Annotated in this window: 17 protein-coding genes and 1 pseudogene; 8 read left to right on the top strand and 10 right to left on the bottom strand. The window is 44.1% G+C overall.

Going from position 1 to position 18,149, the window contains the following annotated elements; translation table 11 throughout:
* Positions 1-36: 36 nt before the first annotated feature.
* From leuB to leuC, 4 genes are all read right to left on the bottom strand, one after another.
* Positions 37-1,116, bottom strand: coding sequence for a 3-isopropylmalate dehydrogenase (gene leuB / locus O4M77_RS01775; protein WP_004781852.1), 1,080 nt, complete (start codon positions 1,114-1,116; stop codon positions 37-39).
* A 41-nt stretch (positions 1,117-1,157) separates the two neighbouring features.
* The gene (locus O4M77_RS01770; RefSeq protein WP_200229641.1) at positions 1,158-1,721 is read right to left on the bottom strand and encodes a hypothetical protein; all 564 of its coding nucleotides are present in this window, start codon (positions 1,719-1,721) and stop codon (positions 1,158-1,160) included.
* 87 nt (positions 1,722-1,808) lie between these two features.
* Positions 1,809-2,459: a 3-isopropylmalate dehydratase small subunit gene (gene leuD, locus O4M77_RS01765; RefSeq protein ID WP_005232352.1), complete on the bottom strand. Its 651-nt coding sequence runs from the start codon at positions 2,457-2,459 to the stop codon at positions 1,809-1,811.
* 21 nt (positions 2,460-2,480) lie between these two features.
* Positions 2,481-3,914 carry a 3-isopropylmalate dehydratase large subunit gene (gene leuC, locus O4M77_RS01760; protein WP_004781848.1) on the bottom strand — a complete coding sequence of 478 codons (1,434 nt, stop codon included), beginning with the start codon at positions 3,912-3,914 and terminating at the stop codon, positions 2,481-2,483.
* Positions 3,915-4,176: 262 nt separating this feature from the next.
* Here leuC and O4M77_RS01755 point away from each other — a divergent pair, with 262 nt between their 5' ends.
* From O4M77_RS01755 to ovoA, 3 genes are all read left to right on the top strand, one after another.
* Positions 4,177-4,413 (top strand): DUF2061 domain-containing protein, encoded by a 237-nt coding sequence (locus O4M77_RS01755; protein ID WP_159123642.1) that lies wholly within the window; start codon positions 4,177-4,179, stop codon positions 4,411-4,413.
* 185 nt (positions 4,414-4,598) lie between these two features.
* Complete coding sequence (locus O4M77_RS01750) at positions 4,599-5,468, top strand: LysR family transcriptional regulator (protein ID WP_004781845.1); 870 nt, start codon at positions 4,599-4,601, stop codon at positions 5,466-5,468.
* 217 nt (positions 5,469-5,685) lie between these two features.
* The gene (gene ovoA / locus O4M77_RS01745; protein WP_323714079.1) at positions 5,686-7,809 is read left to right on the top strand and encodes a 5-histidylcysteine sulfoxide synthase; all 2,124 of its coding nucleotides are present in this window, start codon (positions 5,686-5,688) and stop codon (positions 7,807-7,809) included.
* A gap of 44 nt (positions 7,810-7,853) precedes the next feature.
* Here the strand turns inward: ovoA and O4M77_RS01740 are convergent, their stop codons facing one another.
* Positions 7,854-8,105, bottom strand: a complete 252-nt coding sequence (locus O4M77_RS01740) for a DUF2789 domain-containing protein (protein ID WP_004781841.1) — start codon at positions 8,103-8,105, stop codon at positions 7,854-7,856.
* Positions 8,106-8,261: 156 nt separating this feature from the next.
* Positions 8,262-8,912, bottom strand: coding sequence for an HAD family hydrolase (locus O4M77_RS01735; protein ID WP_180053344.1), 651 nt, complete (start codon positions 8,910-8,912; stop codon positions 8,262-8,264).
* A gap of 182 nt (positions 8,913-9,094) precedes the next feature.
* Here O4M77_RS01735 and O4M77_RS01730 point away from each other — a divergent pair, with 182 nt between their 5' ends.
* The 3 genes from O4M77_RS01730 (at position 9,095) to O4M77_RS01720 (ending at position 12,509) form a co-directional block, all read left to right on the top strand.
* Positions 9,095-9,577, top strand: a complete 483-nt coding sequence (locus O4M77_RS01730) for an RNA pyrophosphohydrolase (protein ID WP_004781838.1) — start codon at positions 9,095-9,097, stop codon at positions 9,575-9,577.
* A gap of 91 nt (positions 9,578-9,668) precedes the next feature.
* Positions 9,669-11,966, top strand: a complete 2,298-nt coding sequence (gene ptsP / locus O4M77_RS01725) for a phosphoenolpyruvate--protein phosphotransferase (protein ID WP_323713735.1) — start codon at positions 9,669-9,671, stop codon at positions 11,964-11,966.
* Positions 11,967-12,008: 42 nt separating this feature from the next.
* Entirely contained in the window at positions 12,009-12,509 is a 501-nt protein-coding gene (locus O4M77_RS01720) for a hypothetical protein (RefSeq protein ID WP_323713734.1), read from the top strand.
* Here O4M77_RS01720 and O4M77_RS01715 read toward each other — a convergent pair.
* Complete coding sequence (locus O4M77_RS01715; protein ID WP_005232372.1) at positions 12,506-12,685, bottom strand: hypothetical protein; 180 nt, start codon at positions 12,683-12,685, stop codon at positions 12,506-12,508. The genes O4M77_RS01720 and O4M77_RS01715 overlap by 4 nt on opposite strands.
* A 620-nt stretch (positions 12,686-13,305) precedes the next feature.
* On the opposite strand from O4M77_RS01715, the gene O4M77_RS01710 reads away from it, so the two are divergent.
* A complete protein-coding gene (locus tag O4M77_RS01710; RefSeq protein ID WP_323713733.1) occupies positions 13,306-14,826 on the top strand; it encodes a catalase in 1,521 nt (506 codons plus the stop codon).
* Between the two features lie 143 nt (positions 14,827-14,969).
* Here the strand turns inward: O4M77_RS01710 and O4M77_RS01705 are convergent.
* From O4M77_RS01705 to O4M77_RS01695, 3 genes and pseudogenes are all read right to left on the bottom strand, one after another.
* Positions 14,970-15,089: pseudogene (locus tag O4M77_RS01705) on the bottom strand (catalase-peroxidase 2); the annotation flags it as partial.
* An 84-nt stretch (positions 15,090-15,173) separates the two neighbouring features.
* On the bottom strand, positions 15,174-16,229 hold the full coding sequence (locus tag O4M77_RS01700; RefSeq protein ID WP_323713732.1) for an MBL fold metallo-hydrolase: 1,056 nt from the start codon (positions 16,227-16,229) through the stop codon (positions 15,174-15,176).
* Positions 16,230-16,640: 411 nt separating this feature from the next.
* On the bottom strand, positions 16,641-17,579 hold the full coding sequence (locus tag O4M77_RS01695) for a cation diffusion facilitator family transporter (protein WP_323713731.1): 939 nt from the start codon (positions 17,577-17,579) through the stop codon (positions 16,641-16,643).
* 132 nt (positions 17,580-17,711) lie between these two features.
* Here O4M77_RS01695 and O4M77_RS01690 point away from each other — a divergent pair, with 132 nt between their 5' ends.
* Positions 17,712-18,149: a GNAT family N-acetyltransferase gene (locus tag O4M77_RS01690; RefSeq protein WP_323713730.1), complete on the top strand. Its 438-nt coding sequence runs from the start codon at positions 17,712-17,714 to the stop codon at positions 18,147-18,149.

The raw sequence follows: 18,149 nt of genomic DNA, 5'->3' as shown, positions 1-18,149 counted from the left end.
CAAGGCTGCGTTTTTTACGTGGAACTAATGAGTAACTCAGTTCAATGCAGTTACCACTGCCTGACCCATTTCCACTGTACCCACTTTAGTCATGCCTTCAGACATGATGTCAGCAGTACGCAGACCTTGGTCTAAAACATTCCCTACTGCATCTTCAATCGCTTTAGCGGCTGCTTCTTCACGGAAGGTATAACGCAGCATCATGGCTACAGACAGAATGGTTGCCAATGGGTTTGCCAGGTTTTGACCTGCGATGTCTGGTGCAGAACCATGGCAAGGTTCGTACATCCCTTTACCATTTTCATCCAATGAAGCTGATGGCAACATACCGATTGAACCAGTCAGCATTGCAGCTTCATCAGACAGGATGTCACCGAACAGGTTAGACGTTACGATCACGTCAAACTGTTTAGGCGCACGTACTAACTGCATCGCAGCATTGTCTACATACATATGAGACAGGTTAATGTCCGGATATTGCTCTTCTTTCAGTGCAGTCACGGTTTGTTTCCAAAGCTCAGTCACTTCAAGCACGTTGGCTTTATCAACTGAACATACTTTACCGCCACGCAGACCAGCAAGTTCGAACGCAACCTTGGCAATACGTTTGATTTCAGATTCTGCATAAACGTCAGTGTTGAAACCTTGTTTTTCGCCATTTTCCAGTTCACGGATCCCGCGTGGCTGACCGAAGTAAATACCACCAGTCAATTCACGTACGATCAGGATATCCAGACCAGAGACGATTTCCGGTTTCAAGCTAGAGGCATCAGCCAATTGCGGATAAAGAATTGCTGGACGCAAGTTCGCAAACAGATTCAATTCACTACGTAGTTTTAACAGGCCACGTTCTGGACGGATTGAACGCTCAATCGTATCCCACTTTGGACCGCCTACAGCACCAAGCAGAATCGCGTCTGCTTTTTTCGCCTGTTCAGACGTTACGTCTGGATAAGGTGAACCGTGTGCATCAATCGCAGCACCGCCCAACAGACCTTGTTCCCATGTTAAACCCAGATTGAATTTTTCATTAACTCGTGTAAGCACCTGTTCTGCGGCTTTTACAATCTCAGGGCCAATACCGTCACCAGCTAAAATCAAAATTTGTTTAGACATGAGCTTTTCCATTTATAAGGTCAGGCATCCACCTGACTAGGTTAAATTTTTTTTTCTACAAACTCTGCAATGCCATTGATGACATTATAAGGTTTGCAAAAACGACGAATCACTTTCTGCTCTTGCAACAGGTCCACACACAATGGATCAGGTGCAGAGGCATTTAATAAACTGGTGCTACGTGCATTTCGGTCACGGAACATTTTCAGGGTATAGCGTTTATTCGCCTTAAACTGCTGGAACAGATGCAAGGTCTCAGCCTTATCCTTGCTAATCGGATAGAAACGCACCACCAGTTCATGCTGCCCTTCCGGCACAGATAAATAAATCGGATTATCCTGTTTCAGGTTTTTGGCCTGCAAACGAACCAGACGCTGATCCAGCGCTTCTGGGCTGATTCGTTTGGTGGACTCATCCACAATCATGGTCCGATCTAAACGTTCAAACTGACAATCCGGTGTGCCTGCACAATAAATCAAGGCATTGGATTTGCTTTCTGCATCTTCTTTGGCGTGTTTAAGTTTGATGGTATCAATGCTCTGACACGCGGTCATCAGCACTGATACTGCACTTAGAGCAAGCCACTGTTTCCAATACGTTGCCATGATGTCTGTATTAACCTATCAAAAAAATTAATAATCTTCTGATATTAGCAAGGCCTTCGCAGTCATGCCATGACAATTTTTGCTGTTTTATGAATGAATTTCAGCAAATACCCATGGGCGTGATTGTTTGGTTTTTTCTTCATAGGCCCGAATATCATCTGCCGCCTGCAAAGTTAAGCCAATATCATCCAAACCATTTAACAAACAATGCTTACGGAATGGGTCCACTTCAAACTTGAAGCTTTCGCCATTTGGTGTACGAACTTCCTGCGCTTCCAGATCAATCGTTAGCTGATAACCTTCAGCTGCTGCACATTCTTTAAATAACTGATCAACCGTTTCTTCCGGCAAAATTACCGGCAACATGCCATTTTTAAAACAGTTATTAAAGAAAATATCAGCAAAGCTTGGTGCAATCACAGTACGGAAACCGTATTCATTCAATGCCCACGGCGCATGCTCACGGCTTGAACCGCAACCGAAGTTAGCACGAGAAATTAAGATGGATGCACCTTGATAACGTGGCTGGTTTAACACGAAGTCCGGGTTAATCGGACGAACCGAGTTATCCTGACCCGGATAACCTTCATCCAAATAACGCAATTCATCAAACAGGTTTTCACCGAAACCGGTACGTTTGATCGATTTCAAAAACTGTTTTGGAATAATTAAATCTGTATCGACATTGGCACGGTCTAAGGGTGCAACAATACCTTGTTCAACGGTATAAGCTTTCATATTTCTGCTCCTGCGTACCAATTAAAATGAACGGACATCAACAAAGTGACCGGCAATCGCTGCCGCCGCCGCCATGGCTGGACTCACCAAGTGGGTACGACCGCCATTACCCTGACGACCTTCAAAGTTACGGTTTGAAGTTGAGGCACAATGTTCGCCTGGCTGCAACTTGTCAGCATTCATTGCCAAGCACATAGAACAGCCTGGTTCACGCCATTCAAAACCAGCTTCGATAAAGACTTTGTCCAAACCTTCAGATTCTGCCTGCTGTTTCACTAAACCCGAACCCGGAACGACCATGGCCTGCTTAATGCTAGAAGCCACTTTACGGCCTTTGATTACTTCAGCCGCAGCACGAATATCTTCGATACGTGAGTTGGTGCAAGAACCGATGAATACACGGTCTAACTGAATATCTGCTAAAGGCTGACCTGCAGTTAAGCCCATATATTGATAAGCACGGTTCCAGTCATTGCGCTGTACATCATCTTTGGCCTGTTCCAAAGTTGGAACCGCTTGAGACACCGGAATCACCATCTCAGGAGAAGTCCCCCAAGACACTTGCGGTTCAATCTCTTCACCTTGTAACACTACAACTGTATCGAAGTGAGCACCTTCGTCGGAGTGCAAAGTATTCCAGTACGCAACCGCCTGATCCCATTGCTCGCCTTTCGGTGCATATGGACGGTCTTTAACATACTCAATGGTTTTTTCATCGACTGCGACCATACCGACACGTGCACCCGCTTCGATTGCCATGTTACACACGGTCATACGGCCTTCAATCGACATGTCACGGAACACCTGACCACCAAATTCAATCGCGTGACCTGTACCGCCTGCAGTTCCGATTTTACCGATAATGGCTAAAACCACATCTTTCGGTGTTACGCCTTGACCCAATTTACCGTCAACGCGTACCAACATATTTTTCATTTTCTTCTGAACCAGGCATTGGGTTGCCAATACATGTTCAACTTCTGATGTTCCAATCCCGTGTGCCAAGCAGCCAAATGCACCATGTGTTGCAGTATGTGAGTCACCACATACAACGGTCATACCTGGCAAGGTTAAGCCTTGCTCAGGACCAACAACGTGCGCGATGCCTTGACGAATATCGTTAATATCAAATTCAACAATATCGAACGTCTTACAGTTATCATCCAAGGTTTGTACTTGGATACGTGAAGTATCATCTTCAATCCCAGCCACGCCCTGCTCACGCTCTTTTTTAGAGGTCGGTACGTTATGGTCAGGTGTCGCAATATTGGCACTTAAACGCCATGGCTTACGGCCAGCAAGTTGCAAGCCTTCAAAGGCTTGTGGCGAAGTCACTTCATGCAATAAATGACGGTCGATATAAAGTAGAGCTGAACCATCATCTCGTTGTTTTACTAAATGGTCATCCCATAACTTATCGTATAATGTTTTTGCTGTTTGGGTCTCGCCTGCCATGTCGATGTGCTCCACTGGACTGGGTAAATTCTTTCGCTAATTTTGATTATATCGCTGCATTCACATAAATCTAATTTATCATTTTTATTAGTTAAAAAACTTTTTGGAATCTTTTAAAACTTAAATTAAATCATGGTTTAGCTCTCTTTTTATAAATCTAATTTTCCGATCGTTTTATTAAAAATATTCGTTTTTACAAATTAAATGAGAATTATTATTATTTCCTCATCGGCACAGATCATTTGTTTTGAGGAAGATCCACATGGCACATATTCAACGTTTCGTAGACAACAATCAGCGCATGTTCAAAAAGACATTTAGCTATTACATCATGCACATCACTGTCGCGATGTTAGTGGGCTATTTTGTCACAGGCAGTTTAACCATGGCGATTGCCTTGAGTTTATTAGAACCGACTGTACAGGCAGTTGCTTTCTTCTTCCACGAGAAAATCTGGGAAGCAAAAAGCCAGCAACAGGATGAGGAAATCACCGCATAATTTTTTGTCGATCTTCCTTTTTGAGCCACCTACCCTCGGTGGCTTTTTTTATGACATAAAATAAAACATTTAAAAATGTGTATTAATTCAACATTAAACCAATAGTTCTATATTTTTACTTTGATTTATTCTTAAATTATTACAATAATAAACTTAAGCATAAAAAAACTTTATAGGTGATCAAGATGAATCTCGCAGCTTTTGAAGCCTTTGTAAAAGTCATGGAAACAGGTTCGATTTCTTTGGCTGCAGATCAGCTTTTTATTACCCAACCGGCTGTGACCAAACGTATTCACAGTCTGGAAGAATATTTTGGGGTGAAATTATTTGAATCTGCGGGCCGTGGTGTTCAGGCCACTCATGCGGCACATTCCCTGCTGCCTAAGGTAAAAAACTGGCTGAACGAGTTGGGTGATATTCACTACACCCTGAGTCATGAACAAGGTCAGGTCCAAGGCAAACTGAAAATTGGCACCAGCCATCATATTGGCCTGCATCATTTACCGAGCCATCTGCGTGAATATGTACAGCAATATCCAAATGTGACGCTAGATGTACATTTTGTAGATTCTGAACAGGCGCATGAACAGGTCATTGCTGGTGATCTGGAACTGGCTTTCCTGACCTTGCCACCGCATGGTGATGAACGCCTAAAATATGTCACTATCTGGAATGATCCTCTGGTTTTTGTGGTCGCACCATTCCATCCACTGGCTCAGCAAAAAAACCTGTCTCTTGAAGATCTGGTGAATTACCCAAGCCTGCTGCCTTCTGCGCAGACCTATACCACGCAGATTACGATGGCCGAGTTTGAAAAACAGGGTATCAAGCCGAAAACGACCATGAGCAATAACCCGCTTGAATCCATCCGGATGCTGGTTTCGATTGGTTTAGGCTGGTCTGTTTTGCCCAAAACCCTGGTCAATCATGACCTGCAAGAACTGGATCTGAATCTGGAAATGAACCGTCAGCTCGGTATGGTCTGGCATCCGGGTCGTACTCAATCGAAGGCGGCTGAAGCATTGGTTCAACTGATGCAAGGCCCGTCAATTTAAAATTAATTTTCACATTTCTCTGCTGCATCGATATCGATGCAGCATTTTGTTACCTAAATACATCGCATCAGTTGCTTCCTTTCAAGTACTTTTAAAAGTATCAAATTCATTTTCCTGAAGATGAAAAATTAAAACGTATTCAAGGAAGCACAGAATGCAGATCAAATCTTCTGATTCCAAAACTTTATTATCTTCTTCTCATGACCAGCTCGAAGAAATGGGTTTATGGAAACCGCTTAAACCAACGCTACACCCGACTCCCAACCTTGATTTTGAAGATGAACCGACAGCGCGTGCCGTATTACGTGATTATTTTCTAAATACCTTTGACACCTATGAGCAACTGTTTGACTGTCTGAAAAATGAAGAAGCCTTTTATGACAAACCGATTGCCTTACGTCATCCACTGATCTTTTATTTTGGTCATACTGCCACTTTTTTTATCAATAAGCTATTGCTGGCTCAACTGATCCCGGAACGTTTAAATCCGCATCTGGAAAGTATCTTCGCGATTGGTGTAGATGAAATGAGCTGGGATGATCTGGATGAACAGAACTATCACTGGCCTAGCATTCAGGCGGTACGTGATTACCGGCATCAGGTGCGTGCCCTGGTCTTGAAAGTGATAGAACATGCGCCGCTACAACTTCCATTGAACTGGCACAATCCCTGGTGGACCATCATCATGGGTATTGAGCATGAACGGATTCATCTGGAAACGTCTTCGGTTTTAATCCGCCAGCATCAGTTACGTTATGTACAAAATCATCCGCAGTGGCGTGCCAATGTCATTACCGGCATTGCGCCTGAAAATAGTCTGATAAAGGTACCCGCAGGTCAGGTCAATTTACATAAAAATTTCGAACATGCTTTTTATGGCTGGGACAATGAATACGGCCACCATCATGCCGAAATTGCAGAATTCGAAGCCTCTAAATATCTGGTGTCCAATCAGGAGTTTTTAGCCTTTGTTGAAGCAGAAGGTTATCAGACAGCTGACTACTGGACTGAAGAGGGCCAGCAATGGTTAGCATTTTCTCAAGCCACACATCCTACCTTCTGGGTCAAAACGGAACTGGGTTGGTCCTTAAGACTGATGCTGGAAGAAGTTCCAATGCCTTGGGACTGGCCAGTCGAAGTGAATTATCATGAAGCCAAAGCTTTCTGTAACTGGAAATCAACACAGACCGGAGAATCCATTCGTCTGCCCACTGAGGATGAATGGTATCGATTGTATGCAGTTTCAGGACTGGATCCAAAATTACCAAGTCCTGAGAAAGCCAATATTGAATTAAAATATGGCCCTAACTCTTTTCCGGTGGATCATTTTCAGCATGGCGATTTTTATGATGTTCAGGGCAATGTCTGGCAATGGACCGAGACCCCGATTTATCCTTTCGAAGGCTTTCAAGTCCATCCTTTCTATGATGATTTTAGTACCCCAACCTTCGATGGCCAACATCATCTGATTAAAGGCGGTTCCTGGATTTCAGCCGGTAATGAAGCCCTGCACAGTTCACGCTATGCGTTCCGGCGACATTTTTTCCAGCATGCCGGTTTTCGCTATGTTGCCGCGGAAGAGACATCACCGCAGTTTCACTCTCAATATGAAAGTGATCAGCTGATTTCCCAATATCTGGAATTCCAGTATGGGGCGGAATATTTTGCTGTTCCAAACTTTGCCCAAAGCCTCATTCAACTGGCCCGTCCTTATTTTCAAAACATTCCGTGTCATAAAGCGCTGGATATCGGTTGTGCCACCGGACGCGCCAGCTTTGAACTGGCCCAAGATTTTGATCAGGTCACCGGTTTAGACTTTTCAGCCCGTTTTATTCAGCAAGGTGTGGTGCTGGCGCAAGGAGAGACCCTGCGCTATAGCATTCCTGTTGAGGGTGAACTGGTGGAATATAAATCCTGCTCACTGGCAGAACTTGAACTTAAACAGGTTGCCAATAAGGTCGAGTTTTATCAGGCCGATGCCTGCAACCTGAAACCGCAGTTTAAAGATTATGATTTTATTCTGGCAGCCAACCTGATTGATCGCCTGCATCATCCTAAAGCTTTTCTAAGTGAGATTCATAATCGGCTGAATATGGGCGGAATCCTGATGCTAGCCTCGCCTTATACCTGGCTGGAAGAACATACAGCACGCAGTGAATGGATCGGCGGATTTAAGCAGGCGGGAGAAAACCTGAGTACCTTAGAGGGTATCAAAGCTTTGCTAAGTCCACATTTTGAAATGCTGGACGAACCTGTGGATGTGCCTTTTGTGATCCGAGAAACAGCGCGTAAATATCAACATACCCTGTCCCAAGTAACTTTATGGAAACGGACACAGTAATGCCCCAAATGAAAAAGCCAATCAGTTGATTGGCTTTTTGTTCGCTATTCCATCCCACTGGTAGCATCTTCATGCAGAGATTCATTAAGCTGATCTACCACAATGGCCCATTCTCCATCTGAAGCAATTTTTTCAGCCAGGAACTGGCGCTGTGCATCTGACCAATACGGCGCCTCCATCAGGTTTACATCTTTGGGTAATTGATGCTCATGAATAAATTGGGCAATCCCTTCTGCACTCGAATCCAGACCTAACTGTGCAAATAGATGAGTCATACGCGGTCTAACTTGGGTCATTTTCATTACCTCAGCGCTTGCTATCGTTATTGTCGACTTGCTTTATTTATTCTGAGCATAGCATGTTTATTCAGCAACGGGCATGTCAAAAAGTACCCTATTCTGCTTATAAAAAAGCACAACCGAAGTTGTGCCTGATTAAATCAAAAGAATTGCTTAAATCGACCAGTCCTGAATTTCCCAGCCCTGTTCTTTGGCCAGTGCTTCCAGACGCTCATCCGGATTTACGGCAATGGCATGATCGGCATATTCCAGCAGAAAACGGTCATTGATTGAATCTGAATAGGCCCAAGACTCAGTCACGCCACGACCAGCCAACCATTGATTCAGACGGGTCAATTTGCCTTGCTGATAGCAGGCGATATTGGTCACCTTACCGGTATATTTACCGTCAATGACTTCAGCATTGGTGGCAATAATTTCAGTAATCCCAAACTCACGGAAGATCGGTGCGGTAATAAAGTCCGAGGTTGCAGTAATACCAACAATTTCATGTCCCGCATCTTTATGGCACTGAATGGCCTTAAAACCTTCCGGACGCATCTGTGGGCGAATGACTTTTTGCATGAACAGTTGATGTAATTCGGTCAGATAATCATGGTCATGTTGAGTTAAAAACTGGAACACAAATTCATTATAGGCATAGGGATCCAGTTGACCCTTTTTATAGTCCTCATAAAACTTGTCATTCATGGCGCGGTGATGAACGGGATCCACCAAGCCTTCATTGACCAGGAATTCCCCCCAGGAATGATCCGAATCGGTGTTTAACAGGGTGTGATCGAGATCAAATAGCGCCAATTTCATGAAAATACTCGTAAAAACTGAAATTTAAGAAAAAAATTGTAAATCTATCTCCGCTAGTCGATAGAAATTCGTTAAGATCATAGCAATTTTAACATTTTTAAACTTTGCTTTTTTTCGAGTTGGATAAAGAAATAATATTCCCCGAAAGCAAAGGCATAAATTAAACAATTTTAGGTAGCCAAATGATCGACTCAGAAGGTTTCCGACCGAATGTCGGGATCATTTTGGCAAACGATGCTGGACAGGTTTTATGGGCAAAACGCATTGGTCATAATGCATGGCAATTTCCACAAGGAGGTATCCAATATGGAGAAACCCCTGAGCAGGCACTTTATCGTGAGCTGAGAGAAGAAGTTGGCTTACTGCCTGAACACGTCCAGATTATCGCGCAGACCAAAGGATGGTTGCGTTATCGTTTGCCGTATCGATACATTCGCACGGATTCAGATCCGGTATGTATCGGTCAAAAACAGAAGTGGTTTTTACTCAAACTGACGGCGCCCGTACAGAACATTCAACTTGATCTGTCCGATCCGCCCGAATTTGATCAATGGCAATGGGTCAGTTACTGGTATCCATTAGGCCAAGTGGTGAATTTTAAACGCGATGTTTATCGCAAGGCCATGATTGAACTCTGTCAGCAATTACCACAACAAAAACCTTAAAAAAATCGCGTGCATGTGCAGATTTTTTGCTCGGCTATTGTTATAAATAAACTAAATTACCGGACTTCTAAAAAAATACGGAGCAGCTCCTATGTCGAATATGCAACTGGATACCCTGAGACGCATTGTCCAAGAGATTAATGCGTCTACCAGTTTGCATGAATCACTCGATATTATGGTCAATCAGGTCGCTGAGGCCATGCATGTGGATGTTTGCTCCATTTATCTGCTCGATGAACGCAACCAGCGCTATCTGTTAATGGCATCTAAAGGCCTGAAGCCTGAAGCTGTCGGTCATGTGTCTCTACATACCGGTGAAGGTCTGGTCGGTCTGGTCGGTCAGCGTGAGGAAATCGTTAACCTCGACAATGCCCCTAAGCATGATCGTTTCCTGTATTTACCGGAAACGGGCGAAGAAATTTATAATTCCTTTCTGGGCGTTCCGGTCATGTATCGCCGTAAGGTCATGGGCGTACTGGTTGTCCAAAATAAAGAATCCCAAGATTTTAGTGAAGCGGCTGAATCGTTCCTGGTTACGCTATGTGCCCAGCTTTCGGGCGTAATCGCTCACGCCCATGCAGTCGGCAATATTGATGTATTCCGCAAGCCAAATAATTTACCGGCATATAAAACCTTCCAGGGTGTATCCGGTTCTGGCGGTATCGCACTCGGCCGCGCCATTGTGCTTTATCCACCTGCAGATCTGGGTGCCGTTCCGGATCGTGAAGCAGATGATATTAGCGAAGAACTGGCTTTACTGGATAATGCCTTAAATTCGGTACGTGAAGAAATTCAGTTCCTGGATGACAAAATGCAGGATGCGCTGATGGCCGAAGAACGCGCCTTGTTCAGTGTGTTCCTGCGTATGCTGGATGAAAATGCTTTGCCATCGGAAATTAAAGCCTTGATTCGTGATGGTCACTGGGCGCAAGGTGCAGTTCGCATCGTGATTGATAACCATGTCGCGCAGTTTGCGCAGATGGAAGATGATTACCTGCGTGAACGTGTCGCTGATCTGAAAGATCTAGGGCGCCGTATTCTGGCCAAATTACAGGAAGCTGATGAAAGCCATCGCGAACTGACGGATGAAAGCATCCTGATTGGTGAAGAAATTTCAACAGCTGCGCTGGTGGAATTACCTGTCGATAAGATTGCAGCAATTGTCACCACTGAAGGTGCCATGAATTCACACATGGTGATTGTGGCACGCGCGCTGGGTATTCCGACTGTCGTGGGTGTGACCGAACTGCCCATCAATACCCTGGATGACGTAGAGATGATTGTCGATGCGCATCAGGGCCGCATCTTTATTAATCCACCACGCCGTTTGCGTACCCGTTATAAAGAAATTCAGAAAGAAGAGGAACAGATTGCCAAAGATCTACGTCAATACGAGACCAAAGATGCAATTACACCGGATGGGACTGCTGTACGTCTGTTTGTAAATACCGGCTTGATGATTGACGTGGTTCGTGGTGTACAGCGTGGTGCCAAAGGTGTTGGCCTGTACCGCTCTGAAATCCCGTTCATGCTACGTGACCGATTCCCGGGTGAAGAGGAACAACGTGCCATTTACCGGCAACAGCTCAGTCACTTTGCCAATAAACCAGTGGTGATGCGAACACTGGATATTGGTGCAGACAAAGACCTGCCGTATTTCTCGATTGAAGAAGAGAATTCAGCACTGGGCTGGCGTGGTATCCGTTTCACACTGGATCATCCTGAAATCTTCTCTTCCCAGATTCGCGCCATGCTGAAAGCCAGTATCGGCCTGAATAATCTGCACATCCTGTTGCCGATGGTGACCAGTGTCAGTGAGGTTGAAGAAGCGCTGTATCTATTAGAGCGTGATCATCATGCCGTTCAGGAAGAAGAACAGGTGAAGATTACCAAACCACAAATCGGGATTATGGTGGAAGTACCGAGCGTACTGCATCAGATTGATGAGTTTTCTGAACTGGTTGATTTCTTTTCGGTCGGTTCTAACGATTTAACCCAGTATTTACTTGCCGTAGACCGGAATAACCCACGTGTGGCCAATGTCTATTCGCATTTGCATCCAGCCATTCTGCGCGCCCTGACCCGCCTGGTAGAAGACTGTCACCGTAATAACAAACCGATCAGTATCTGTGGTGAAATGGCCGGTGATCCTCTCTCCGCCGTACTATTAATGGCCATGGGATTTAATACCCTGTCCATGAGTTCCAGTAATATTTTGAGAGTCCGAAAAACGATCTGTCATGTACCGATGCCGGATGCACAGGAATTACTCAAACATGTACTAAAACTGGACAATCCACTCATGGTAAAAAGCTGGATGGAGCATTATTTTAGAACACATGGTTTAGGAGACATGGTGAAATCCACCACCCGTATGGTCAGCGCTTAAGGAGGAACTTTTCCAGGTTCCTCTGCATTAGTCGAGGTACTTATGGAATTTGTGCTTATCCTGCTTATGCTGGCTGCAGCGTTTTATTTTATTATTGTTGCACCGGCCTTACGTTCGCAAAAATCCAGAGATACATCTTCTCGTGATCGTAATAATGCCAGCTCGAGTCACCAGTATATCCGTGAAACTGAACGTCCTAAAGCCTGTCCCTTATGGGGAATTGAAATTTCTCGTACCCAGCAACGGCGTTTAGGCAAGAATGATCCATCGGTCATTGCGGCAAAACTGTATCGGCAACAGCTAGGAAAATTTGCCAGTTTTCAACAGACCCGGCCTATGGCTGATGCTGATCCAAATAGATCTTCGAGTTCTGCGACCCTGCCCCGTTTTTTTCAAAATATGTTTCCCGAAGAAGCTTCTTCAACCACCCGGCGGACTTCACCGCATTCTTCGAAAAGAAATTCATCTTTTCACTATACCCCACAGAATCCCTTAAAATCAGCTCCCGTCCAGAACAGATCCACTTCTTCCTGGCCGCCCTAAGCTGCCCATAAAAAAGGGCGATCATCTTGTTGATATCGCCCTTGTTTGTGCTTGGTATAACCACGTTTTGCATTTTTCTTCCGATCTACAAAAACCTGGCTTTTATTGACTTCATGCATATGTTTGGCCACAAAATTGTGGATCACCACCTGCTTGGCTGTTTTTTTCTTGGCCATTTTGCTCTCTATGTGACTTGGAGGAAGGAGTGAGATAATTATAGGGCTGACTGACTAATTTTCAAGCATATTTGCCAATGCTTTTTTAAAAATAAAGCCCATTTAGCTAGGATTTTCTGTATGCAAAAATGCGAGCTATAACCAGAAAATACCCTTATTCCATTCATTATTGTTATGGGTTTCTTCAGCCAAACAAAACTCAATTAAAAAACCATTTAAAATAAACCAGTTATAAAATTCATTTTAAATACTACTTTTCACTTATTCTTTTTATCCTTTGATAAAAACATATTATGGACTTAGATATTGTTATTTTCGTTTAATCCCATTCATTATTCGAGTTATTCAAAATATATAGAATTTGATATTGTCAGAGAGTGGAAAACCCGTTAATTTTTTAAGAGTAACCATTTAATTTTCAATATTTTAAACTTTATTAACTTTAAAAATATTTTTTGAGTGAGCTCACTCAATTATATCCTGAATTCCATTTTGTGCTGTGACACCCTTTATTTAAAGATATTGTAAATATAGTGAAACCTGATCTGATTAGCATATATTTCAATATTTTATGAATACTAGATAAACGACACAAGATATTCAAAACTTGGAGAGGAAAGATGAGCCAAGATTTTAAAAAATGCCCTGTCACCCACCTGACCACTGAAGCTGGTGCGCCTGTGGTCGATAACCAGAATAGTATGACGGCAGGTGCGCGTGGACCTTTACTTGCTCAGGATTTATGGCTGAATGAAAAACTGGCTAACTTTGTTCGTGAAGTGATTCCTGAGCGCCGTATGCACGCAAAAGGTTCAGGTGCATTTGGTACTTTTACTGTGACCAATGACATTACTGAATATACCTGTGCAAAAATTTTCTCGGAAGTCGGTAAAAAAACCGAACTCTTTGCCCGTTTTTCGACCGTCGCCGGTGAACGCGGTGCAGCTGATGCAGAACGTGACATTCGTGGTTTTGCCCTGAAATTCTATACCGAAGAAGGGAACTGGGACCTAGTCGGTAACAATACACCGGTATTCTTCCTGCGTGATCCACGTAAATTTCCTGACTTAAACAAAGCAGTAAAACGTGATCCGAAAACCAATAAACGTAGCGCCACCAATAACTGGGATTTCTGGACTTTATTGCCGGAAGCACTACATCAAGTTACCATCGTAATGTCCGATCGTGGGATTCCGGCTGGTTACCGTCATATGCACGGTTTCGGCAGTCATACCTACAGTTTTATCAATGCCCAAAATGAACGCTTTTGGGTAAAATTCCATATGCGTACCCAGCAAGGTATCAAGAATCTGACTGATGCTGAGGCAGCAGAGTTGATTGCTAAAGACCGTGAAAGCAGTCAAACCGACCTGTTTGATGCGATTGAACGTGGCGATTATCCGAAATGGAAAATGTACGTTCAGATCATGCCTGAAACAGATGCCGAGAAAGTGCCTTATCATCCGTTTGACCTGACCAAAGTCTGGCCGAAAGGCGATTATCCACTGATTGAAGTAGGTGAATTTGAGCTGAACCGTAATCCGGAAAACTATTTCCAGGACGTAGAACAAGCCGCTTTTGCGCCAAGCAATCTGGTACCAGGCATTAGTTACTCACCGGATCGCATGCTACAGGCACGTTTGGTCAATTATGCTGATGCAGCGCGTTACCGTGTAGGTGTGAATCATGCCCAGATTCCGGTCAATGCCGCACGTTGCCCGGTACATTCAAATCACCGTGATGGTTTGGGCCGTATGGATGGCAACTATGGTTCATTGCCGCATTATGAGCCGAACAGTTTCAGCCAGTGGCAGGAACAGCCAGAATTCAGAGAGCCCCCCCTCAAAATCACGGGTGATGCAGATTTCTGGGATTATCGCAAAGATGATAATGACTACTTCAGCCAGCCACGTGCCCTGTTCAACCTGATGAATGATGAGCAGAAACAGGCTCTATTTAATAATACCGCAGCCGCAATGGGTGATGCGCTTGATTTCATCAAGTACCGTCATATCCGTAACTGTTATGCCTGTGATCCCGCCTATGGTGAAGGTATTGCTCAAGCTCTTGGGATGAGCGTAGCTGATGCCCAGATGGCTCGAGCAACTGATCCAGCTAAAGGCCTACCAAGCTTTCTCTAAGTTTTTTAGCTTGAACTGAGCGAATAAAAAACCACCCGAGGGTGGTTTTTTATTGGTGTTAAATTAAAGCATTAGGAATATGAGTTGCAGTTCATTTCAGGTCATGTGTTTGACGGTCACGGATTTCAAAAAGGTTCTTCTACCGGTACCCAGATCTTTTTCATATCCATCAGATTCACGAAGAAATCATTGCTCAACATACCCACCCGATCAGTCAGTATGCCATGCTTGTTTCCACCACGATTGGCACCTGTACCCTTCAGCATAGGATTTAATCCTATACAAATGAGAGCTACTCTATATGCTAGCTAACGACTCAATCGTTATACAGGAGTGATCTTAAGCCCTTAGACAATAATCCGTTTGCCCTCACGAATACAGTAAAACGGGTTAATCAGCTTGGAGGAATGCTGGATAATATGCTGCAATTCATTTTCAGGCTGGTCACGTGCTTCATCGGTGAGCTGGAAGGTCCGATAATGAATGGCCATAGAACAACGTGCCATTAAGTCCTGATGGGCATGAAAAGCATCTTCCGGATTCATATGAATATTGCGCATCAGTTCACGCGGTTCATAGGCACCGATCGGCAACAGCGCAATTCGTGGTGGTCCAAGGCGTTTGCGAATTTCCTTGAAATGCGGCGCATAGCCGCTATCCCCAGCAAAATAGCAATGATCCTTGCCATTCAATAAGGAAAAACCGCCCCATAATGCGCAGTTCTGGTCACGCATTCCACGTCCTGAAGCGTGCTGTGCTGGCGAATAGACAATCTGGATATCTTCAAAAAATGCATTTTCCCACCAGTCCATTTCAATGACATTATAGTCTTTAGGCAGGTACCAGCCATTACCAAGGCCGGTATAGATCGGCATTTGATAGGTCTGATGCAGCCAGGCCAAGGTCGCCAGATCCATATGATCATAATGGTTATGGCTGAGCAATACGGCATCAATATGCGGCAGCTCATCCAGGGCAATGCCAGCAGGAATGACGCGCTGTGGCCCTCGGGATGCAGAAGGACTGGCATATTCACACCAGACCGGATCAGTCAGAAAATTATACGGCCCGATCTGGATCAGAGCGGTAGCATGCCCAATAAACCAGATTTGCCAGTCATCTAAAGTGGCTTCCGGCCGATTTTGTGGTAAAGCACGCGGACGTGAAAAAAACTCGGTACGTTCCTGTTCCAGATTTACTTCCCAAGTTCTGGATTTTCTGGTGAATAACCATTTATACAAGTCAAAGCGACTCTGCTCGAGCGAATGATGCTCCAGATTCTTAAACCGCTCACCATCAAAATGATCGGAATGTAGATAATCAAATACCGGCTTGGACCAGAGATGTTTCCAACTGGACTCAGTCTCAAGCTGAAATTTTTTAGTCTTGAAAAGATCTTGCATAAATATCCACTATTTATTATTTGTTATATGCAAGACAGCATCCACCTGGAATTTTCAAACGGAGCATCTCTTTAAATCGCATACAAACTTATATACTTCGGTATTTCAGCATAGTATGAAATACGTGCCTAAGATTCATTTATGTTTTTGTTATTTTTAGCAAAACATCGAGCCCATGGAAAGACTAAAACCGATGAAAAGCTTCTAAAAAAATGAATACTCGAGATCAAGTTTGTGTCCATTCTTCTTTCTAAAAAGACAGGAGAATGATCGATATTCATCCGATAATTCTCACTCCATACCTGACTGTACATGATTTCATGACCTAAATTTTTATCCCGTATTCATGTAATCACGCTTGATGCCCTCCTGACTATCCGACGAAAGTTATCTGCTGAAATCTTCACTTCCTCAAATACGACCTTGGGTCCGTTCCAGCCATACCGCTTTGGTTTGAGGTTTCACAAACAGAGTAATAATTTCAGGGTGTAGCTGTTTGATCTGCGCTTCAATCCGGTTGACGCAAGCTTCGATTTCATCAGAAGTAAGATCATCTTTAAATTCCAGACTTAAGGAGGCAATCACCTGATGCGCGCCCATTTGCTCAGTCAGCACCCCATTGGCGCTATAGACCGCAGCATCCTGCTGGGCAATGTTAAGTACATTTTCACGCAGTCTAGGATCTGCTGTTTCACCCAGCAATAAGCCTTTGGTTTCACGTGCCAGCAACCAGGCTGATACTGCCAGTACCACACCAATCAGAATAGAGGCAGCACCATCCAGCTCAGGGATATTGAGTTGATGAGCCAGGAAAATCCCGGTCAGGGCAATAAAAAGACCCACTAGCGCAGCAGTATCTTCAAATAACACAGTAAAGGTGGTCGGATCTTTACTGCGCCTAAAAGCTTCAAAATAGCCCATCTTCCCTTTCATTTTACGGAAGGTTCTTAAAGCTACGGTCCAGGAGAATCCTTCACACAGAATCGCAATACCCAGCACGATATAGTTGATCATCGGATCCTGCATTTCTTCAGGATGAATAATGTGCTGGATGCCCTGATAGATCGACACAATGGCACCTAGAGCAAAGACCATCAAGGCCACGATAAAGGCCCAGAAGTACAGTTCACGTCCATAGCCGAAAGGATGCAAGGCATCAGGGCGCTGCTCAGCCTTTTTCATACCATACAGCAGCAGAATTTCATTCAGTGTATCAACAACCGAGTGAATCGCCTCACTCAGCATGGCAGAACTGTTGGTGATATAGGCTGCGACAAATTTCACCAGCGCGATTGCCAGATTACCAAACAGCGCTGCATATACCACAATTTTATTCGATTCAGACGACATTCAAATTTGTCCTAATTTTTTTCTCAAACAGATGGATCTATTTGATTTTTCATTTTATCTCTTTGCATCTTAATAAACTGCTGCGATAAATTGTTTATTGTTTTGTTGTTCTCATTTTTAATCGGAATCTTCATGCCTGTAATTGTCCATACTTCTGCCGATCGGCATCCTCAGCTCCTAGAATTGTGGGAACAATCCGTCCGTGCTACGCATCATTTCCTAAATGACGCGCAGATCCTAAAGATCCGTCAGCAGATTATTGATCATAATTATTTCACCCACGTGCAATTGTTCCATGTGGAACATCAGCAGCAGATTCTGGGTTTTATGGGCATTGCAGGCAACAAACTGGAAATGCTGTTTATTTCCCCTTTGGCCTTCCGGCAAGGTATTGGCAGCCAGTTATTGCAACATGCTCTTGCTCTGGGTGTGACTGAAGTTGATGTGAATGAGCACAACCCTAATGCGATTGCTTTCTATTTAAAACATGGTTTCAAGATCATCAGCCGCTCAGAAACCGATGCTGAAGGTAATCCCTACCCAATACTGCATCTAAAACTGCAAAAATAA

Source organism: Acinetobacter sp. YWS30-1 (assembly GCF_033558715.1).
In the GTDB taxonomy this organism is placed as follows: domain Bacteria; phylum Pseudomonadota; class Gammaproteobacteria; order Pseudomonadales; family Moraxellaceae; genus Acinetobacter.
The sequence above is the reverse complement of the archived record's forward strand: the minus strand, read 5'-3'. Positions and strand labels throughout refer to the sequence as shown.

Excerpts from the sequence above, each read along its gene's own strand:
- leuB (WP_004781852.1), bottom strand. The coding sequence starts at position 1,116 with ATGTCTAAACAAATTTTGATTTTAGCTGGTGACGGTATTGGCCCTGAG.
- O4M77_RS01770 (WP_200229641.1), bottom strand. The coding sequence starts at position 1,721 with ATGGCAACGTATTGGAAACAGTGGCTTGCTCTAAGTGCAGTATCAGTG.
- leuD (WP_005232352.1), bottom strand. The coding sequence starts at position 2,459 with ATGAAAGCTTATACCGTTGAACAAGGTATTGTTGCACCCTTAGACCGT.
- leuC (WP_004781848.1), bottom strand. The coding sequence starts at position 3,914 with ATGGCAGGCGAGACCCAAACAGCAAAAACATTATACGATAAGTTATGG.
- O4M77_RS01755 (WP_159123642.1), top strand. The coding sequence starts at position 4,177 with ATGGCACATATTCAACGTTTCGTAGACAACAATCAGCGCATGTTCAAA.
- O4M77_RS01750 (WP_004781845.1), top strand. The coding sequence starts at position 4,599 with ATGAATCTCGCAGCTTTTGAAGCCTTTGTAAAAGTCATGGAAACAGGT.
- ovoA (WP_323714079.1), top strand. The coding sequence starts at position 5,686 with ATGGGTTTATGGAAACCGCTTAAACCAACGCTACACCCGACTCCCAAC.
- O4M77_RS01740 (WP_004781841.1), bottom strand. The coding sequence starts at position 8,105 with ATGACCCAAGTTAGACCGCGTATGACTCATCTATTTGCACAGTTAGGT.
- O4M77_RS01735 (WP_180053344.1), bottom strand. The coding sequence starts at position 8,912 with ATGAAATTGGCGCTATTTGATCTCGATCACACCCTGTTAAACACCGAT.
- O4M77_RS01730 (WP_004781838.1), top strand. The coding sequence starts at position 9,095 with ATGATCGACTCAGAAGGTTTCCGACCGAATGTCGGGATCATTTTGGCA.
- ptsP (WP_323713735.1), top strand. The coding sequence starts at position 9,669 with ATGTCGAATATGCAACTGGATACCCTGAGACGCATTGTCCAAGAGATT.
- O4M77_RS01720 (WP_323713734.1), top strand. The coding sequence starts at position 12,009 with ATGGAATTTGTGCTTATCCTGCTTATGCTGGCTGCAGCGTTTTATTTT.
- O4M77_RS01715 (WP_005232372.1), bottom strand. The coding sequence starts at position 12,685 with ATGGCCAAGAAAAAAACAGCCAAGCAGGTGGTGATCCACAATTTTGTG.
- O4M77_RS01710 (WP_323713733.1), top strand. The coding sequence starts at position 13,306 with ATGAGCCAAGATTTTAAAAAATGCCCTGTCACCCACCTGACCACTGAA.
- O4M77_RS01700 (WP_323713732.1), bottom strand. The coding sequence starts at position 16,229 with ATGCAAGATCTTTTCAAGACTAAAAAATTTCAGCTTGAGACTGAGTCC.
- O4M77_RS01695 (WP_323713731.1), bottom strand. The coding sequence starts at position 17,579 with ATGTCGTCTGAATCGAATAAAATTGTGGTATATGCAGCGCTGTTTGGT.
- O4M77_RS01690 (WP_323713730.1), top strand. The coding sequence starts at position 17,712 with ATGCCTGTAATTGTCCATACTTCTGCCGATCGGCATCCTCAGCTCCTA.